This is a genomic window from Aestuariivirga litoralis, assembly GCF_015714715.1.
In the GTDB taxonomy this organism is placed as follows: domain Bacteria; phylum Pseudomonadota; class Alphaproteobacteria; order Rhizobiales; family Aestuariivirgaceae; genus Aestuariivirga; species Aestuariivirga litoralis_A.
Map to the genome: position 1 here is coordinate 973,123 of NZ_WAHS01000002.1, position 16,759 is coordinate 989,881.

The 16,759-nt window shown below is 59.8% G+C and carries 12 protein-coding genes and 1 pseudogene; 3 read left to right on the top strand and 10 right to left on the bottom strand.

The window, feature by feature from the left end:
* From addB to trxA, 3 genes and pseudogenes are all read left to right on the top strand, one after another.
* The gene (addB, locus tag F8B91_RS16540; RefSeq protein ID WP_196504938.1) at nt 1–2,994 is read left to right on the top strand and encodes a double-strand break repair protein AddB; all 2,994 of its coding nucleotides are present in this window, start codon (nt 1–3) and stop codon (nt 2,992–2,994) included.
* Nucleotides 2,991–6,200 (top strand): annotated as a pseudogene (addA, locus tag F8B91_RS16545) (double-strand break repair helicase AddA); the annotation flags it as partial. The gene addB and the pseudogene addA, both read left to right, overlap by 4 nt.
* 137 nt (nt 6,201–6,337) lie before the next feature.
* On the top strand, nt 6,338–6,658 hold the full coding sequence (trxA, locus tag F8B91_RS16550; RefSeq protein ID WP_196504940.1) for a thioredoxin: 321 nt from the start codon (nt 6,338–6,340) through the stop codon (nt 6,656–6,658).
* Here trxA and F8B91_RS16555 read toward each other — a convergent pair.
* The 10 genes from F8B91_RS16555 to F8B91_RS16600 form a co-directional block, all read right to left on the bottom strand.
* A complete protein-coding gene (locus F8B91_RS16555) occupies nt 6,655–7,962 on the bottom strand; it encodes a bifunctional folylpolyglutamate synthase/dihydrofolate synthase (protein WP_196504941.1) in 1,308 nt (435 codons plus the stop codon). The two genes, trxA and F8B91_RS16555, sit on opposite strands and share 4 nt — an antisense overlap.
* Nucleotides 7,952–8,338 (bottom strand): nuclear transport factor 2 family protein, encoded by a 387-nt coding sequence (locus F8B91_RS16560; RefSeq protein ID WP_196504942.1) that lies wholly within the window; start codon nt 8,336–8,338, stop codon nt 7,952–7,954. Before F8B91_RS16560 ends, F8B91_RS16555 begins: the two co-directional genes overlap by 11 nt.
* 4 nt (nt 8,339–8,342) lie before the next feature.
* The gene (locus tag F8B91_RS16565) at nt 8,343–10,904 is read right to left on the bottom strand and encodes a GcvT family protein (RefSeq protein ID WP_196504943.1); all 2,562 of its coding nucleotides are present in this window, start codon (nt 10,902–10,904) and stop codon (nt 8,343–8,345) included.
* A 332-nt stretch (nt 10,905–11,236) separates the two neighbouring features.
* Nucleotides 11,237–12,130 carry an acetyl-CoA carboxylase, carboxyltransferase subunit beta gene (gene accD / locus F8B91_RS16570; RefSeq protein WP_196504944.1) on the bottom strand — a complete coding sequence of 298 codons (894 nt, stop codon included), beginning with the start codon at nt 12,128–12,130 and terminating at the stop codon, nt 11,237–11,239.
* Entirely contained in the window at nt 12,127–12,945 is an 819-nt protein-coding gene (trpA, locus tag F8B91_RS16575; protein ID WP_196504945.1) for a tryptophan synthase subunit alpha, read from the bottom strand. Before trpA ends, accD begins: the two co-directional genes overlap by 4 nt.
* On the bottom strand, nt 12,942–14,153 hold the full coding sequence (trpB, locus tag F8B91_RS16580; RefSeq protein ID WP_196504946.1) for a tryptophan synthase subunit beta: 1,212 nt from the start codon (nt 14,151–14,153) through the stop codon (nt 12,942–12,944). Before trpB ends, trpA begins: the two co-directional genes overlap by 4 nt.
* 9 nt (nt 14,154–14,162) lie before the next feature.
* Complete coding sequence (locus F8B91_RS16585; protein ID WP_196504947.1) at nt 14,163–14,795, bottom strand: phosphoribosylanthranilate isomerase; 633 nt, start codon at nt 14,793–14,795, stop codon at nt 14,163–14,165.
* A complete protein-coding gene (gene pyrF / locus F8B91_RS16590) occupies nt 14,792–15,487 on the bottom strand; it encodes an orotidine-5'-phosphate decarboxylase (protein WP_196504948.1) in 696 nt (231 codons plus the stop codon). The genes F8B91_RS16585 and pyrF overlap by 4 nt, the downstream gene beginning before the upstream one ends.
* Before the next feature lie 20 nt (nt 15,488–15,507).
* Complete coding sequence (locus F8B91_RS16595; RefSeq protein ID WP_196504949.1) at nt 15,508–16,413, bottom strand: ornithine cyclodeaminase family protein; 906 nt, start codon at nt 16,411–16,413, stop codon at nt 15,508–15,510.
* Entirely contained in the window at nt 16,410–16,757 is a 348-nt protein-coding gene (locus F8B91_RS16600; RefSeq protein WP_246715309.1) for a lipopolysaccharide assembly protein LapA domain-containing protein, read from the bottom strand. The genes F8B91_RS16595 and F8B91_RS16600 overlap by 4 nt, the downstream gene beginning before the upstream one ends.
* Nucleotides 16,758–16,759: the final 2 nt, after the last annotated feature.

Sequence of the window (16,759 nt, forward strand, 5' to 3'; positions counted from 1 at the left end):
ATGGCCACGCTGCCCCGCGTTTTCACCATCGCCGCCGGCGCGAACTTCCTCGAAATCCTGGCCGAGCAAGTGCTCGCCGGCTTCCCGCTGGAGAACAGCACACTGCCACCCAGCGACTGGACAATTCTCCTGCCCACCCGCCGCGCCGTGAGCACCTTCAAAAACATCCTCCGCCAGAAGAGCGGGAAGAAAGCGCTGGTCCTGCCGCGCATCCAGCCGATCGGCGATCTCGATGAGGACCGCCTCGAAGACGGCATGGTCTCTGCCGGACTTCCGAACGCCCTGTCCTCCATCGCCGTCACGCTGGAACTTTCGCGCCTGGCGCGCCAATGGGCCGACGAGCATCCCGAAATCGAACTCGCCCAGGAAATCGCCGCCGCCCCGGCACAATGCCTCGGCCTCGCGCGCAGCCTCGCCGATTTCGTCACCACGGTGGAAACCCAGGATGGCGATCTCTCCAAGCTGCCCGATCTCTACAATATCGAAGAAGCCGAACACCGCGAGGCGATCATCAGCCTGCTCGAACTGCTCAGCGTTGAGCTGCCCAAGCTGCACGCGCGCGATGGCACGATGGGTGCCGCCGCCCGCCGCAGCAAGATGCTGCGCCTCGAAGCCGCGCGCATCGCATCGGGTCAGCACAAGGGCCCGATCATCGCGGCAGGTTCCACCGGCACCATCCCGGCCACGCGCGATCTGCTGGCCGCCATCTCACGTCATCCTGAAGGCGCACTCGTATTGCCGGGCCTCGATCTGCTGGCCGATGATGCCTCCTGGGCCAACCTGCCGCAGGAACATGCGCAATTCGCGCTGAAGCAATTGCTGGACCAGTTGGAAATCCGCCGCGCCGATGTGCAACCGCTTGGGCCCAACGCAAAGCGCAACCTCCTCGCCAGCGAAATGATGCGGCCCACCGCCACAGCCGCCCTCTGGCACGAAACACTGCCCGCGCAAACCAAGGCGCTCACCGCCGCCACGCAAGACCTCTGCGAAATCGCCGCCGCCAACCGCCATGAGGAAGCGCGCAGCATCGCCCTGATCATGCGCGAAGTGCTGGAGCACAAGAACAAGCGCGCCATCCTCGTCACGCCAGACCGCGACCTCGCAACCCGCGTGACGCAGGAGCTGAAGCGCTGGAACATCAGCATCGCCGACTCCTATGGCCGCCCACTCTCGCAAGCCGGATTGGGCCTCGCACTCGATCTCTTGCTGCAAGCGCTGCTCGGCCAATTCGAAGGCGAAGACATTCTCGCCTTCCTGCGCCACCCATCTGTCACGCTGGGCATGGAGCAATCGCATTACCAACCTCTGTTGCGCCAGTTCGAACTCGCCGTGCTGCGCGGCCGCCTGGTGGATGGCCAAGGCTTCGCCGCCAATGCCAAACAAGCGCAGATCCAGCACGCGCGTGACACCCATCCGCATCCCTTACTCAAGGGCATGAGTGATGAAACCTGGCAACAACTCCAGACCCTCGCCGAGAAAATCGACGCCGTCGCCGCCCTGCGCGATGCCAAGCCACAGCCACTGGGCGAGCAGTTGAAGAAAATCACCAGCGCACTCGAACAAGCTATCACACCGGAACTCTGGCAGGCGGAAGACAATGCACCGCTGCTGGATTTCTTCGAACAGCTGCAATCCGAATCCTGGCGTCGCTCTGCGCTCAGCATCAACGAAGCTGCCCTCATCCTGCGCGACCTCCTGCGCCAAGAAACAGCGCGCACCACATCGCAAGACCACCCGCGCCTTTCCATCCTCGGCACCCTCGAAGCCCGCCTCATCCCCACCGATGTGATGATCCTCGGCGGCCTCAATGAAGGCGTGTGGCCCCCGCAAAGCGATCCCGGCCCCTGGCTCAATCGCAACATGCGCAAGATTCTGAACTTCCCGCAGCCGGAGCGAGACATCGGCCTCGCCGCCCATGATTTCGAGCAAGGCTTCAGCCACCCCAAATGCGTTCTCACCTGGTCGAAGCGTCTGAGCAACGCGCCCGCTTCACCCTCGCGTTGGCTGCTGCGCCTCGATGCCGTTCTGGCCGTGGCCAAAGTCAAACGCGATCACACCGAAGCCGCACAATGGCTGGGCCTCGCCCAAAGCCTCGAGCAGCCCGATGGCACCGAGCCGCTGCAAGGCCCGATCATCAAACCCGCTTTCAACCCGCCCGTGGCCACCCGCCCCAAGCGCTTCAGCGCCACTGAAATCGAACGGCTGATCCGCAACCCCTATGCCATTTACGCGCGGCGCATTTTGAAACTCGAGCCTGTGCCCGATTTCATCTCCGCGCCCAGCCCGGCGCTGCGCGGCACGATTTTCCACGATGCAATCGGCGCATGGAATCAGGCACAGGCTTCGGGCGTGGAACTGCTGCTACAAGAAGGTGAAAAGCAATTCGCCGCTTACGGCCTTGATGCTGCGCTGAAGAGTTTCTGGGAACCGCATTTCCGCCGCGTCGCCGCCTTCCTCGTGAAGGAGGAAGAAGAGCTGAAACACGGCCTCGCCAAAATCCACGCCGAGCTGAATGGCCGCATGGATTTCGATGTGGATGGAGAAGCCCATATCCTGACAGCGCGTGCCGACCGCATTGATGTGCTGGCCAATGGTGAAGCTCGCATCATCGATTACAAAACCGGTGAGCCGCCGTCGCCCAAGCAGGTGGATGCCGGCCTCAATCCGCAAATGACGCTGCAAGCGGCAATTCTTCTGGATAGCGGTTTCAAACCCATGAACCCGAAGGGCGTGCGCGAAGCGCTCTATGTAAAAATCGGCCGCGGCCGCGATGGAATGTGGAAAGAGTCAGCCGTTACCAAGGATGGCCCCGGCATCGAAGCGCTGGCGCAAAATCATCTCGCAGGCCTCAAGACGCTGCTGGGCTTCTATCTTCAGGAAAGCCTGCCCTATCTGCCGCGCCTGCGCAGCGAGAAGGATGATGCCGACGAGGATTACGATCACCTCTCGCGCTATCTTGAATGGCAATTGGCCGGAGAGGCGCAAAAGGAATGAGCGCGTCCACGGAACCAAAAAAGCTGCTGGCCGCCACGCCGGAACAGATGCGCGCGGCTGATCCTGAACAATCCGTCTGGGTCTCGGCCAATGCCGGCTCCGGTAAAACCCATGTGCTGGTGGAGCGCGTCATTCGCCTGCTGCTTTCGGGTGCAGCGCCGGATTCGATTCTCTGCATCACCTACACCAAGGCCGCCGCCGCAGAAATGTCGGCCCGCCTGTTCAAGCGTTTGGGTAGCTGGACGGCGATGAGTGATGCAGAGCTGGCCGAGGCCATCACGCTCATGGGTGCCGATGGCCACGACAAAGCCGTGCTCTCCCGCGCCCGCATTCTGTTCACCGAAGCACTGGAAACGCCGGGCGGCCTCAAGATCCAGACCATCCACGCCTTCTGCGAACGCCTGTTGCATCTGTTCCCGGTGGAGGCCGGGATCGCCCCCGGCTTCCGCGTCATGGACCAGCGTGACAGTGACGAGATGCAGGAGAACGCCACGCGCGAAGTGTTGCAGCTGGCTGAGTCGGGAACAGAACCGCAGCTTTCCGCCGCCTTCATCCATCTGGCCGACCGCTTGGGCGAAGGCCAGTTTGCTGAACTGATCAAGAGCTTTGTGGAAGCCCTGCGCAAATGGGATCAGGGCGAAGGCGAACTCACCCGCGAGACCTATGAAGCCGCGTTGAAAATTTCGCTGGGCCTCGAAAGCGGTCATAATTGGGAAGATGCGAAAGCGGCTGTGCGCCTGATCGACCGTGACGCTTACCTGCACCACGCAGAAGTGCTGAGGCCCTTCGCCCCACACCGCAATGTGAATGCCTCCATCAGCCTGACAGAGATCGCCCAGTCTGAATCGCGCGAAGCGCCGTTGTTCAAATTCTATCTCACTGACAAGCTGGAGCCGCGCAAGGAATTGCTCGCGGTCAAAACCCGCAATGAAGTGCCGGACACCGCGTTTTTCCTGAAAGCCGAACAGGAACGGCTGCATGGCGCATTGCAGGTCGCCAAAACGCTTGAAGTCATCCACGCCAGCGCCGATGCACTCGTCCTCGCCGCCGCCATTCTCGCGCACATTGAAAATGCCAAACGCACCAGCGGCAAATATGATTTCAACGATCTGATCAGCCGCACCGCGCGCTTGCTCGCGTCATCGCGCGCCACCCAATGGGTGCTGTATAAACTCGACGGTCATCTCAGCCACATCTTGCTCGATGAAGCGCAGGACACTGGCCCCGATCAATGGAAAATGATTGATGCCCTCGCCACTGAATTTTTCGCCGGGCTGGCCAAGCCGCGCCCCGGCCCGCGCACTTTGTTTGTGGTGGGTGATGGCAAGCAATCGATCTATTCATTCCAGGGTGCTGATGTTTCGGCCTATGGCCAGGCGCGGCAAACGCTTGTCAAGCCCGTAGGCGCGCTGATCGAAGTGCCGCTTCTGGTTTCGTACCGCAGCACTGATGAAATCCTGAAAGCGGTGGACCAGGTATTCTCGCCAGATGGCAAGCGCGAGCACACGGCCTCGCGCAAAGATGATCTGGGCATTGTTGAAATCCAGCCGCTGGTCGAGGCCGATGACAGAGCCGATGACGAACCTTGGACCAAGCCGGTGGACCGTCCGCCCGCCTCATCACCCCAGCGCAAATTGGCTGCGCGTATCGCGGAGAAAATCGCCAGTTGGCTTGATCCGCAGCACCCACGCAAACTGGCGGGGCAAAACCGCGCGGTACAGGCCGGGGACATTCTGATCCTGTTCCGCTCACGCGGCCCGCTGTTCCGCATGGTGCTGGCCGAATTGCGCGGCCGTGATGTGCCGGTGGCGGGTGCAGACCGGTTGAACCTTTTGCAATCCCTCATCGTGCAGGATGTGCAGATGCTGCTGCATTGGCTGCTGCTGCCGGAAGACGATCACGCGCTCGCAGTGATTCTGAAAAGCCCGCTGGTGCCAAAGCCGCTCACCGAAGAAGAACTGTTCCTCCTCGCTTATGGCCGCGAGAGCCAGCGCCTCTATGATCGCCTGCAAGGTGAAAATCGCATCTGGCTCGACACGCTTCTCAGCAGCGTGGCCACCGAAACACCTTTCGCGTTGATGTCATCCATCCTGGATAAATCGCGAAAAGCCATCATGGCGCGCCTCGGCACCGAAGCCATCGAAGCCAGTGATGCCATGCTTGATCTGGCACTTGATCACGAGCGCGACCACGGCCCCAGTCTGTTTGGTTTTCTGCGCTGGTTCGCCTCCACCGAAACTACCATTCGCCGCGAGCTGGAACAGGATGCCGGCGAAGTGCGCCTGATGACGGTGCATGGCGCCAAAGGCCTTGAAGCGCCCATCGTCATCCTGGCCGATGCGCGCGCGCAAGGCGGCGGATCGAAAAGCAAACAGGTGGTCCTCGCCGCACCGGGCACCGCCGCGCTGCCGCGTTTGGCAGGGCTGCCTGTTTGGATTCCCTCCGGTTCCAAACCTTCTCTGCCCTCGCTGCAAGACTGGCTGGCGTTCGATGAAACCAAACAGCAGCTCGAAAACGAGCGCCTTCTCTATGTCGCCATGACGCGCGCCGCCGATGAACTTTACGTCTTCGGCCATGCGCGGAAGACAAGAGATGATGGAACGTGGTGGAGTACCCTGACGCAAAAACTCGGTGACCCCACGCCGGAGAATCCGGTCCGGTTAGGCGCTGCCGATGTGCATCTCGAAGCCGGTACGACGGCCAGCAAGGGCGGCACCGTGCTTCCCGCTTGGATGAAGGCCGCTGTGTTGAGTGAATCTGCTCCACGCCCGATGGGTCTCACCGAGGCGGTTGTGGGCGAGAAAAACTACGACCCCGCCGCCGCCAAGCGCGGCCGCGCGCTGCATCGTCTGCTGGAAGAACTGGCAGATGTGCCTGCTGCTGAAAGATTGGCCTTGGCGAAGAGCCGCGCCGCCAAGCTGGGTCTCACCGAAGCTACCGCAACCGCTACAGCCACCTCCCTTTTGGCTAGCGAAATGCAACAATTCCTCACCGAAAGCAGCCGCGGCGAGGTCGATATTGCAGGCGAATTACCGGATGGAAGAGAAGTATCGGGCCGCATCGACCGCCTCACTATAGAGCCGGAAGGCATTTGGATTCTGGACTACAAAACTGACCGCACCAAGGCGCATGCATCTGATTATGCAAAGCAATTGGCAGGATACACGGCGCTCTTGCAAGTCGCCTATCCCGGCCGCCCCATCACGGCAGCAATCTTCTGGACTGAAACGGCCCGCCTGGAAATCCTGCCTGCATTGCACACAAGTGCTAGCGTCCATACTTGACGCCACCCCCCACTAATCCTACCTGTACACTCCAAGTTACAGATTCCAGGAGCAATGCCATGACCACCCACAAAGTCACCGATGCCACCTTCGCCGCCGAAGTGCTGAATTCCACCACCCCGGTCGTCGTTGATTTCTGGGCAGAATGGTGCGGCCCTTGCAAAATGATCGGCCCGTCCCTCGAAGAAATCGCCAAGGAACTCGGCCCGCGCGCCAAGATCGTCAAGGTCAACATTGACGAAAATCCGGGTGCCCCTTCGCAATATGGCGTGCGCTCGATCCCCACTTTGATGGTGTTCAAGGACGGCAAGCTGGCCTCCACCCAGGTCGGTGCCGGCCCCAAGAATGCGCTGAAAAACTGGATTGAATCAGCGATCTAACGCTTCGCCGCACCACTGATGGCGGAGGCTTCTTCGCCGGAATGAAGTGCCAAAACATGGCCCGCCAGATAGAGCGAGCCGCAAATCAGAAGTCGTGGAGCAGGATGCGATAAGCAGGCCTGCTCCACGGCGTTTTGGATGGACGTTGCGGTGGAGGCCTTGAGCCCTTCCTTACGCGCTACTTCCGCCAATTCTTCTGCCGATATCGCATTGATCTCATCCGGAATGGTGATCGCAATCACCTCCTCTGCCAGCCCTTTGAAGTGGCTGATAAAGGCGCCGGAAATCTTGGTGTTGAGCATGCCCCAGATCAGCACCAGCGGCTTCTTCGGCATGTCCCGCATGGCCTGTGCAACCATCGGTCCAGCAGGCCCATTATGCCCGCCATCAAGCCAGATTTCGGCACCATTCGCTGAAAGATAACCCGACCCAAGTTTCTGCATCCGCGCGGGCCAAGTGACAGATTTCAATCCGACCGCAATTGCCTCCTCGGTGATGCGGTCATCCTTCAGCGCGCGAAGCGCCGCAATCGCATTCCCGGCATTGTCGATCTGATGCGGCCCGGCAAGCGCGGGTAATGGCAAATCCAACAATCCATTCTCGTCCTGGAACACGAGGCGGCCGTGTTGCGTGAAACTCTGCCAGTCCTGATTGGCGACAGTGATTGGCGCGCCGATCTTCTCTGCAACGCGCTCGATCTCATCGCGTACATTCGGTTCATTGACACCCAGCACACCAAGGACACCACGTTTCAGAATCCCCGCCTTTTCGCGTGCGATCTCCTCAATCGTATCACCCAAATACTGCTGATGGTCGAGACCGATGGAGGTGATGACAGTGACGGCAGGTTTGTCGATCACATTGGTCGCATCGAGGCGGCCGCCGAGGCCCACTTCCAGCAGCAGATAGTCTGCTGCTGTTCGTGAATACGCCAGGAAAGCCGCAGCCGTAGTGATCTCGAAGAAGGTGATCGGCTCTTTGCCATTCGCCGCTTCACATTCTTCCAGCAAGGCAACCAGCGCCGGTTCCGAAATCAATTCGCCAGCGAGACGGATGCGTTCGTGGAAACGCACCAGATGTGGTGAAGTATAAGTGTGAACCTTGCATCCCGCCGCTTCCAGCATCGCACGCGCCATGGCGAGGGTTGAGCCCTTGCCATTGGTGCCAGCAATGTGGATCACTGGCGGTAGCTTGCGCTCCGGATGGTCGAGCCTCTCAAGTAGCCGCTCCATCCGCGTCAGTGACAGATCAATGATTTTGGGATGCAGCTCCAGAAGCCGCATCAGGATGGCATCACTGCGCATTGTAAGCTTTGTCGTTCGCGTGATCGTAGAACGCCTTCATCGCGATTTGCCATTTTTCATCATGTCTGATGAGTGTCAGGTAATCAGTCCATGTCGTGCCGAAGCAATCATCTGTGAGTTTGACAATCGCAATGTCGCCCGTGACGTCAACCATCGAGATGGTAAGAGGGAAGTCCGCTCCAACAGGCAGTTTCGGCTCCGGCTTTATCGCTTCCACAAATTCGTCACGCGGCATGAACTCATAGTGCCCATTGTAATGCCCCGCCTGCATGCACAGCGGGTGCATGGCCCCCTTTAGCCGGTCATACTGCCCATAGATCATGCCCTGGAGATAGTCGTTTACAACAGCTTCGATAGCTTCGCGCTCGTTGCTCATTTTACTAGGTCCTTGGCTTGAGGTTCTCCGGATCATAGAGCGGCTTGTAGCCGACGGCAGCAACTTCCACCGGGTAGCTCTCGTTGAAATAGACCACTTCGAGCTTCCGGCCCACCTGGCAGTAAGCCCAGGGCAAATAGCCCAGCGCAATGTTCTTGCCGATGGTCGGGCCATAGGCGACAGAGGTCGTGTAGGAAATGCGGCCCAACTCATCCACCAGCGTCTTGCCGGTGGCAGGGTCGATGATCGGCATCGAACCCACTGGGTAGCGGGCGATACCCTTTGCATCAACATTATTGGTCATCACCAGCGTGCACAGCATCGCCGGCTGGTTGGCTCTCGCCTTGTATTCAAGATGCTTGGCCTTGCCGCGGAAGTCGTTCTCCTTGACCTTCGGACGTGCCAGATCGGCTTCGATCAGGTTGTACTGGGTCAGCAAGTCAGAGTTCTGCGTGCGCAGGCTCTTTTCCATGCGGCGGGTGTTGGAATAGGTTTCCACACCGAAGGCCATTGCACCCGTCGAGCGCAGTGCATCCCAGACGGCCAGGCCGTCTTCGTATTTCATGTGAAGTTCCCAGCCCTGTTCGCCGACATAGGAAATGCGGAAGGCGGTCACGTTCTTGCCGGCAATCTGGATCTGCTTGATCGCGGCAAAAGCGAAGTTCTCAACGTCGAGACCAGCGGGATCAGCCACCACCTTCTTCAGCGTCGCGCGGGCATTGGGCCCCCAGATGCCGATGGTGATGTATTTCTCCGACGTGTCGGTGATGGTGACGTTGAGGCCGCGATCTTCAGCGATGCGCTTCATGTAATAAACATCGCGCACGCCGGCATCGGCACCGTTCACCAGGCGGCCACGATCCGGCAGGCGGAACACCGTGAAGTCGGCGCGCACCATGCCTTCATCATCGAGGAAGTGGGTGTAGATGCCCTTGCCCACATTGGCGTCTCCGCCAATTTTCGCAGCACACAGATATTCCAGCAGCTCGACATGGTCTGGGCCTTCGATATCCGTCATGTGGAAATGCGAAAGGTTGACGATGCCGACATCTTCGCTCATCGCCAGATGCTCGGCATTGGACACGCGCCAGAAATGCCGGTTGTCCCATTCATTGGCCCGCACCGGAATGCGGTTGCCATATTTCTCGAGCAGATGCTCATTGGCCTTATAGCCATGGGCGCGTTCCCAGCCGGCCAGTTCCATGAAATAGCCGCCGAGTTCCTTTTCACGCTCATAGAAGGGCGAGCGCTTGATATTGCGGCCTGAGGCATAGGGCTCGCGCGGATGCACGGCAGGGAAATAGATCTTCTGTGCAGCTTCATACGTGCGGCCGTGGATGAACTCTTCGGTCAACTGGTGCGGATAGAAGCGTCCGTAGTCGATGGAGTTATTGTCGACCGCTGTACGGCCATCGGTCATCCAGTCAGCGATCAGCTTGCCATAACCCGGGCCGTCCTTGACCCATATGGCGACGCAATACCAAAGCCCACGCACCTTCTGGCTTTCGCCACAGGAAGGCCCGCCAGCGGCGGAAACCTGCAACAGCCCGTTGAAGGAATGGCTTTCATTATAGCCCAGCTCGCCGAGGATCGGCGTCAGTTCCATGGCGCGCTCAAGCGGCTCCATGATCTGTTCCATCGGCAGGTCGCGCTGCGAGGGCGACAGACGCGACTGGGCCTTTTCGAGGATCTCGCGCGGATGGACGAGGCGCGGGTTGGTCGGCTCGTAATAGCCCCATTCGATCTGGCCGCCTTCGGCCGTGGTCGGATCACCAGTGTCGCGCATGTAAGCGGAATTGCCTTGATCGCGCAGCAGCGGATAGCCAATTTCCTTGCCGGTACCCGCAAATTCATTGAAGGGTCCGAAAAAGGTCAGCGGATGATCGACCGGCATGACCGGCAAATCTTCGCCCACCATATTGGCAATCAGACGGCCCCAGATGCCAGCGCAGACAATGACGTGATCGGCCATGATCGTGCCGCGATGGGTGACCACGCCCTTGATATGGCCGTTCTCGACGATGAGTGATTTCGCTTCAGTATTGGCGAAGACCTGCAGCTTGCCGGATTTTTCCGCTTGGTCGACCAGCTTGCCCGCAACAGTCTGCGATCGCGGGATGACCAGGCCGGCGTCCGGGTCGAACATGCCGCCCATCACTTTGTCTTCTTCGATCAGCGGGAAGAGCTTCTTGATCTCGGCGGGTGAAACATAATGCGCGCGGGTGCCAAAGGCCTTGGCGGAGGTCAGCTTGCGCTTGATCTCTTCCATCCAGGTGTCATCGCCGGTGCGCGCCACTTCCAGCCCGCCGATGCGCGCGTAGTGACCCATCTTCTCGTAGAAATCGATGGAATATTGCGTGGTCCAGACCGAGAGATAATCGTGGCTAGTCGTGTAGCAGAAGTCCGAGGCATGGGCGGTGGAGCCGACATCAGTGGGCACGCCGGATTTGTCGATGCCGACAATATCAGTCCAGCCGCGCTCGATCAGATGATGCGCAATGGAGGCGCCGACAATGCCGCCCAAGCCAATGATGACGACCTTCGCCTTGTTCGGAAACGCTGCCATGGTGAGAAATCCTGATTGCTGTTCAGGCGACCTTACGGCCTGCCGGGGTGTCGCTACAGCCCATCAGCGACATTTTTTTTGAGGGGGCGGCGGGAGGCAAAGGACTTTTTTGCCGCGTTCGCCCTTACCGCCCGACGCAAGGCGTCAGTACAGCCGCCCTCTCCCGTCGTAGATGGGAGAGGGTGCCGATAGGCGGGTGTGGGGCTGGTTGCTGCCAGACCAGTTTTGGATATCGCTTGAAAACAAATTGGGAAGCCAGGCTGGGATCACACAGGCCCTCATCCGCCCTTCGGGCACCTTCTCCCATTCTTCGAACGGGAGAAGGCGACGACTTATTCTGCCGGAACCAGCGCCGTCGTTTCCACCCGCGCGTCCTGCTTCATCAGCAGCCGCGCGATGCGGCTCACAGTGCTCTTCATCTCATGACGATGCACCACCATGTCCACCATGCCGTGATCCTTGAGATATTCCGAACGCTGGAAGCCCGGCGGCAGCTTCTCGCGGATGGTCTGTTCGATCACCCGCTGGCCGGCAAAGCCGATCTGGGCATTAGGCTCGGCCAGATGTACGTCACCCAGCATGGCGTAAGACGCTGTCACACCGCCAGTGGTCGGGTTGGTCAGCACCACAATGTAAGGCAGCTTGGCGGCGCGCAGTTCCTGCACGGCAATCGTCGTGCGCGGCAGTTGCATCAGCGAGAGAATGCCTTCCTGCATGCGGGCGCCGCCGGAAGCGACGAACATCACGAAGGGGCAGTGCTTGGTCACTGCATAACGCATCGCGGCGATGATGGCATCGCCAGCGGCCATGCCGAGCGAGCCGCCAATAAAGCCCATGTCCTGCACTGCAACCACCATCGGCTGCTCGTTCACTTCACCATATCCGGCTTGCACGGAATCTTCTGCCGCCGCCTTCGCCTTGGCGTCTTTCAACTGATCGACATAGCGCTTCTCGGCGCGGAATTTCAGCGGGTCGGCCACCGCAATGGGGGCCACCAGCTTTTCAAATTCAGCGCCATCAAACATCATGGTGAAACGCCCTTCGGCGGGCATGCGGTGATGGTGGTTGGAGCCAGGGAACACAAAAAGATTGGCTTCCAGATCCTTGTAGAAAACCATCTGGCCGGAATCAGGATCCTTGATCCACATATTCTCCGGCACTTCGCGTTTTTCCTGACCCAGGATCGAGCGGATACGCGGGCGGACGAAATTCTTGATCCAGTTCATGTCCGGACTCCTTTGGCAATCTTTGCCACCAGCTTGTGCACGGCCTTGGGCGTTGACGCGGTGGGCTTGCCCTTTTTGTCGAGCGATTTTTCCACGGCAGAAACGAGGGCTGAGCCCACGACCACGCCATCGGCATTCTGCGCAATGGCGCGCGCTTGTTCTGCCGTCTTCACGCCGAACCCAACGCAGATGGGCAGCGATGTGTGCTTCTTCAAGCGCTTCACATTGGCGGCGACAGACTTCAAATCCGGTGCCTTGGTGCCGGTAATGCCGAGCACCGAGACGTAATAGACAAAGCCTGATGTGTGTTTGAACACGGCAGGTGCGCGCGCATCATCAGTGGTGGGTGTGGCCAGGCGGATGAAGTTGAGACCGGCCTCCATCGCAGGGATGCACAGCTCGCTGTCTTCTTCCGGCGGAAGATCGACCACGATCAGGCCGTCACAGCCCGCAGCCTTGGCATCCTTCAGGAACTTCTCGACGCCGTAGACATAGATCGGATTGTAATAGCCCATCAACACGACGGGCGTGGTCTTGTCCTTGGCGCGGAACGCCTTCAGCAGCTTCAACGTGGTTTTCATCGTGGCGCCGGCCCGCAGGGCCCGCAAGCCCGCTTCCTGAATGGCGGGGCCATCTGCCATCGGATCCGTGAAAGGCATGCCGAGTTCGATAATGTCGGCACCCGCTTTCGGCAGGCCTTCGACAATCTTGAGCGAGGTCGCGGCATCGGGATCGCCAGCCGTCACGAAGGTAACGAGGGCGGCGCGGCCTTGTTTTTTCAGAGCCGCGAATTTGTCATCCATGCGGGCGGTCACAGCTTCACCCCCAGAATGTCGGCCACGGTGAAAATGTCCTTGTCGCCACGGCCGCACAAATTCATCACCATCAAATGGTCCTTGGGCTTCTGCGGCGCGAGTTTCATCACATGCGCCAAAGCATGCGAGGGCTCCAGCGCCGGAATAATGCCTTCCAGTTTGCAGCACAGCTGGAAGGCGGCCAGCGCCTCCTTGTCGGTGGCGGAGACATAGTTCACGCGCTTCATGTCATGCAGCCAGGCATGTTCCGGCCCGATGCCGGGATAGTCGAGCCCTGCCGAAATCGAGTGCCCCTCGGTGATCTGGCCATCCTCATCCATCAGCAGATAGGTGCGGTTGCCATGCAGCACGCCCGGTTTGCCACCGGTGATCGAGGCGGCATGTTTCTTCTTCAGGCCGTGACCGGCCGCTTCCACGCCGTAGATTTCCACGTCCTTGTCATCGAGGAAGGGGTGGAACAGGCCCATGGCATTGGACCCGCCGCCAATCGCGGCCACCAGTGAATCCGGCAACCGGCCCTCCTGCCGCATCATCTGGTGGCGCGTTTCATTGCCGATCACGCATTGGAAATCGCGCACCATTTCCGGATAGGGATGCGGGCCAGCCACCGTGCCGATGCAATAGAATGTATCTTCCACATTGGCCACCCAGTCGCGCAGCGCCTCATTGAGCGCATCCTTCAGCGTGCGGCTGCCCGACTTGGCCGGCACCACTTCGGCACCCAGAAGCTTCATGCGGAACACATTGGGCTTCTGGCGCTCGATATCGACCTCGCCCATATAGACCACGCATTTGAGGCCAAAGAGAGCGCAGGCCGTGGCGGTGGCCACGCCATGCTGGCCCGCACCCGTTTCGGCGATGATGCGCTTCTTGCCCATGCGGCGGGCAAGAAGGATCTGACCCAGCACATTGTTGATCTTGTGGGCACCCGTATGGTTCAGCTCATCGCGTTTGAAATAGACCTTGGCGCCGCCCAGATGCTCGGTCAGGCGCTTGGCGAAATAGAGCGGTGAGGGCCGGCCCACATAATGTTCAAGCAGATAATCAAGCTCGTCCTGGAAGCTGCGGTCGGCTTTGGCGGCCTTGTAGGCCTGCTCCAGTTGCAGGATGAGCGGCATCAAGGTCTCGGCCACGAAGCGCCCGCCATAGATGCCAAACAGGCCCTTTTCGTCGGGCCCCGTGCGGTAGGAATTGGGTTCGGTTGTCATGGATTTGTTCTAGCGGGCGGATTTCGCCCGCGCAATGAATGATCTGATGAGGGCCATGTCCTTGTTTCCGGGGGTTGTTTCCACCCCGGAGGACACGTCTACCATGGGGGCCTTGGTGAGCGCGATGGCATGGGGCACATTGTCGGGGTTGAGCCCGCCAGACAGCATGAATTGCCCGTCTTTGCCCTTTAGCAGGTTCCAGTCGAAGGATAGCCCATTGCCGCCCGGCAGTAGGTCTTCCGGGGCTTTGGCGTCGAATAGGATGAGTGCGGCGACATCCTTGTAGGCCTTGGCAGAGGCCACATCACCGGCCTCTTTTACCTTGATGGCCTTGATCACAGGTACATTATATTTGGAGGTAATCTCCGCCACCCGTTCCGGCGTTTCGCTACCATGCGCCTGCAGGTAGTCCGGCCTCACGGCATTGATGATCGACTTGATCAACATGTCATCGGCATCAACGGTGAGAACCACAATCTTGGCGCGGCCCCGTGCCTGTTCCGCAAGCGAAGTGGCTTGCTCCAGCGAAACATTGCGCGGCGAGCGTGGATAAAAAACCAGCCCGATCATATCCGCCCCGGCATCAAGCGCCGCAGCCATTGTCTCTGCCGTAGAAAGCCCGCAGATCTTGACGATGATCATTTCAGGCTCGCAAAAATATCAGCCGCCGCCTTGGCGGGATCGGTAGCCCCGGTAATGGCGCGGCCGATCACCAGCACGTTTGCACCTGCTTCAACCGCGGCCTTCGGTGTGGCCACGCGCTTCTGGTCGTGCGTGGCGGCATCTGCGAGGCGAATACCGGGCACCACGGTCAGGAAGTCGCGCGGCAGTTCCTTGCGGATGGCGGCGAGATCAAGTGGCGAGCACACAACACCGTCAAGCCCGGCCTGATGCGTCAGCTTCGCCAGATTGAGCGCATGCTCATCGGTCTTGCGGGTATCAAAACCTGCCGCCCAGATATTCTCGTCCGACAAAGAAGTGAGGATGGTGACCGCGATCAGCTTCACTTTGTCGCCCACTGCATCTTTCGCTGCCTTCATCATGTCGAGGCCGCCACCGGCATGAATATTGGTGATGACCGGTGCGGGCGACAGCTTCAGCAGCGAAGTTAGCCCCTGCGCCACGGTGTTGGGAATGTCATGCAGCTTCAGATCAAGGAAGATCGGCACGCCCTCAGCCGCTACCGCTTCATAACCCGCCGCACCATTGGCGTAGAAGAATTCCAGCCCGATCTTCAGCATGCCCACATGCGACTTCACCGCGCGCGCCAAGGCGCGGGCCTTGGCAACATCAGGCGTATCAAGGGCAACACAGATGGGGTTGTTCTGGGGCATGGGCTTGCCCTAGCGCGAATTCAGGACGCGCGCAAATACACCATCGCCGCTGCTGCCAGGTCTTCCAGCGCGGTGCCGGATGACTTGAACAGCGTCACTTCCGCATCGGTCTTGCGGCCCAGCATCTTCCCCTGTGTCAGCTCAAACAGATCAGCCTGGATCGCGTCCCATTTGAACTGGCCTTCCTTCTGCGCCATCAGCAAATCGCCCGCTTCATGCAGCGCGCCGTCTCGCGTATCCACAAACACGCGCGACATGGCCACCGCAGCAGCATCCGTCTCGCGTGATTCCGGCTTGTAGGCGCCGACCAGATCAATATGCGTGCCGGGCTTAACCCAGGCGCCCTTGATCACCGGGCCAGTGGCAGAGGTAATGCCTGTGATGATATCGGCCTCAGCCATGGCGGCTTCGAGATCAGAGATGGCCTCGCCGCCAATCTCCTGCGCCACGGAAACGGCCTTTTCCGGTGTGCGGTTATAAACCATCACGCGCTTGATCGGCCGCACTGCCGCATGCGCACGGGCAAAATGCGGTGCGAGTGCGCCAGCGCCCACCAGCAGCAACGTAGATGCAGTCTTGGCTGCCAGATAATCTGCGGCCAGAGCCGATGCCGCCGCCGTCCGCCGCCTTGTGAGTTCGGTGCCATCCATCACAGCGACGGGCGCACCCGTTTCGTTGTCGATCAGCAGGTAGGACGCTTGTACGGTGGGGTGGCCCAGCGGGCCATTGTCAGTCTTCACAGTCACTGTCTTGATGCCAGTGAAACGTTGATCCCAGGCCGGCATGATCAGCAAGGTGGTGGCAGGCCCGGTATCGTCCACAAAGCGCTGTGGTGCCGTCACCTGGCCCTGAAAGGCTGTGCGCAAGGCCTCAATGTAATCGCCGTAGCTGCAAGCGGCGAGATCGGCCGCGGTAAAAACCTTCACGGCATGATGCCCGGAAGTGGCGCCAGCATCTGTGCATCCATTCTTTGTGGCCCCTGACGCGCCTCGGCCAGTTCAGTATTCAGCCTTGTGACCTCACGGGCACGCTCGCGCGCCAGCCGGCGATATTTGCCCTGCGCCAGCCAGCAGAAGAACCAGCCGGCAAACACGCCAATGAAAATTCCGACAAACAGCAGCAGCCACAAAGGCAGCTCTACCGCGATATTCGGTGCTGTTTCGTGGAAGGGATCAAGTGAAAGCTGGGTCCAGTGCCGGTTGGCGACTGCAAAACCCATGACGATGATGAAAAGGGGCAGGCCGATCAGCCAGCGGAAAATCCGGCGCAAGG

Bases quoted from the DNA above. Each gene is read 5' to 3' on its own strand.
- F8B91_RS16585 (WP_196504947.1), bottom strand. From the start codon at position 14,795: ATGATCATCGTCAAGATCTGCGGGCTTTCTACGGCAGAGACAATGGCT.
- pyrF (WP_196504948.1), bottom strand. From the start codon at position 15,487: ATGCCCCAGAACAACCCCATCTGTGTTGCCCTTGATACGCCTGATGTT.
- trxA (WP_196504940.1), top strand. From the start codon at position 6,338: ATGACCACCCACAAAGTCACCGATGCCACCTTCGCCGCCGAAGTGCTG.
- F8B91_RS16560 (WP_196504942.1), bottom strand. From the start codon at position 8,338: ATGAGCAACGAGCGCGAAGCTATCGAAGCTGTTGTAAACGACTATCTC.
- F8B91_RS16565 (WP_196504943.1), bottom strand. From the start codon at position 10,904: ATGGCAGCGTTTCCGAACAAGGCGAAGGTCGTCATCATTGGCTTGGGC.
- addB (WP_196504938.1), top strand. From the start codon at position 1: ATGGCCACGCTGCCCCGCGTTTTCACCATCGCCGCCGGCGCGAACTTC.
- F8B91_RS16555 (WP_196504941.1), bottom strand. From the start codon at position 7,962: ATGCGCAGTGATGCCATCCTGATGCGGCTTCTGGAGCTGCATCCCAAA.
- accD (WP_196504944.1), bottom strand. From the start codon at position 12,130: ATGAACTGGATCAAGAATTTCGTCCGCCCGCGTATCCGCTCGATCCTG.
- trpB (WP_196504946.1), bottom strand. From the start codon at position 14,153: ATGACAACCGAACCCAATTCCTACCGCACGGGGCCCGACGAAAAGGGC.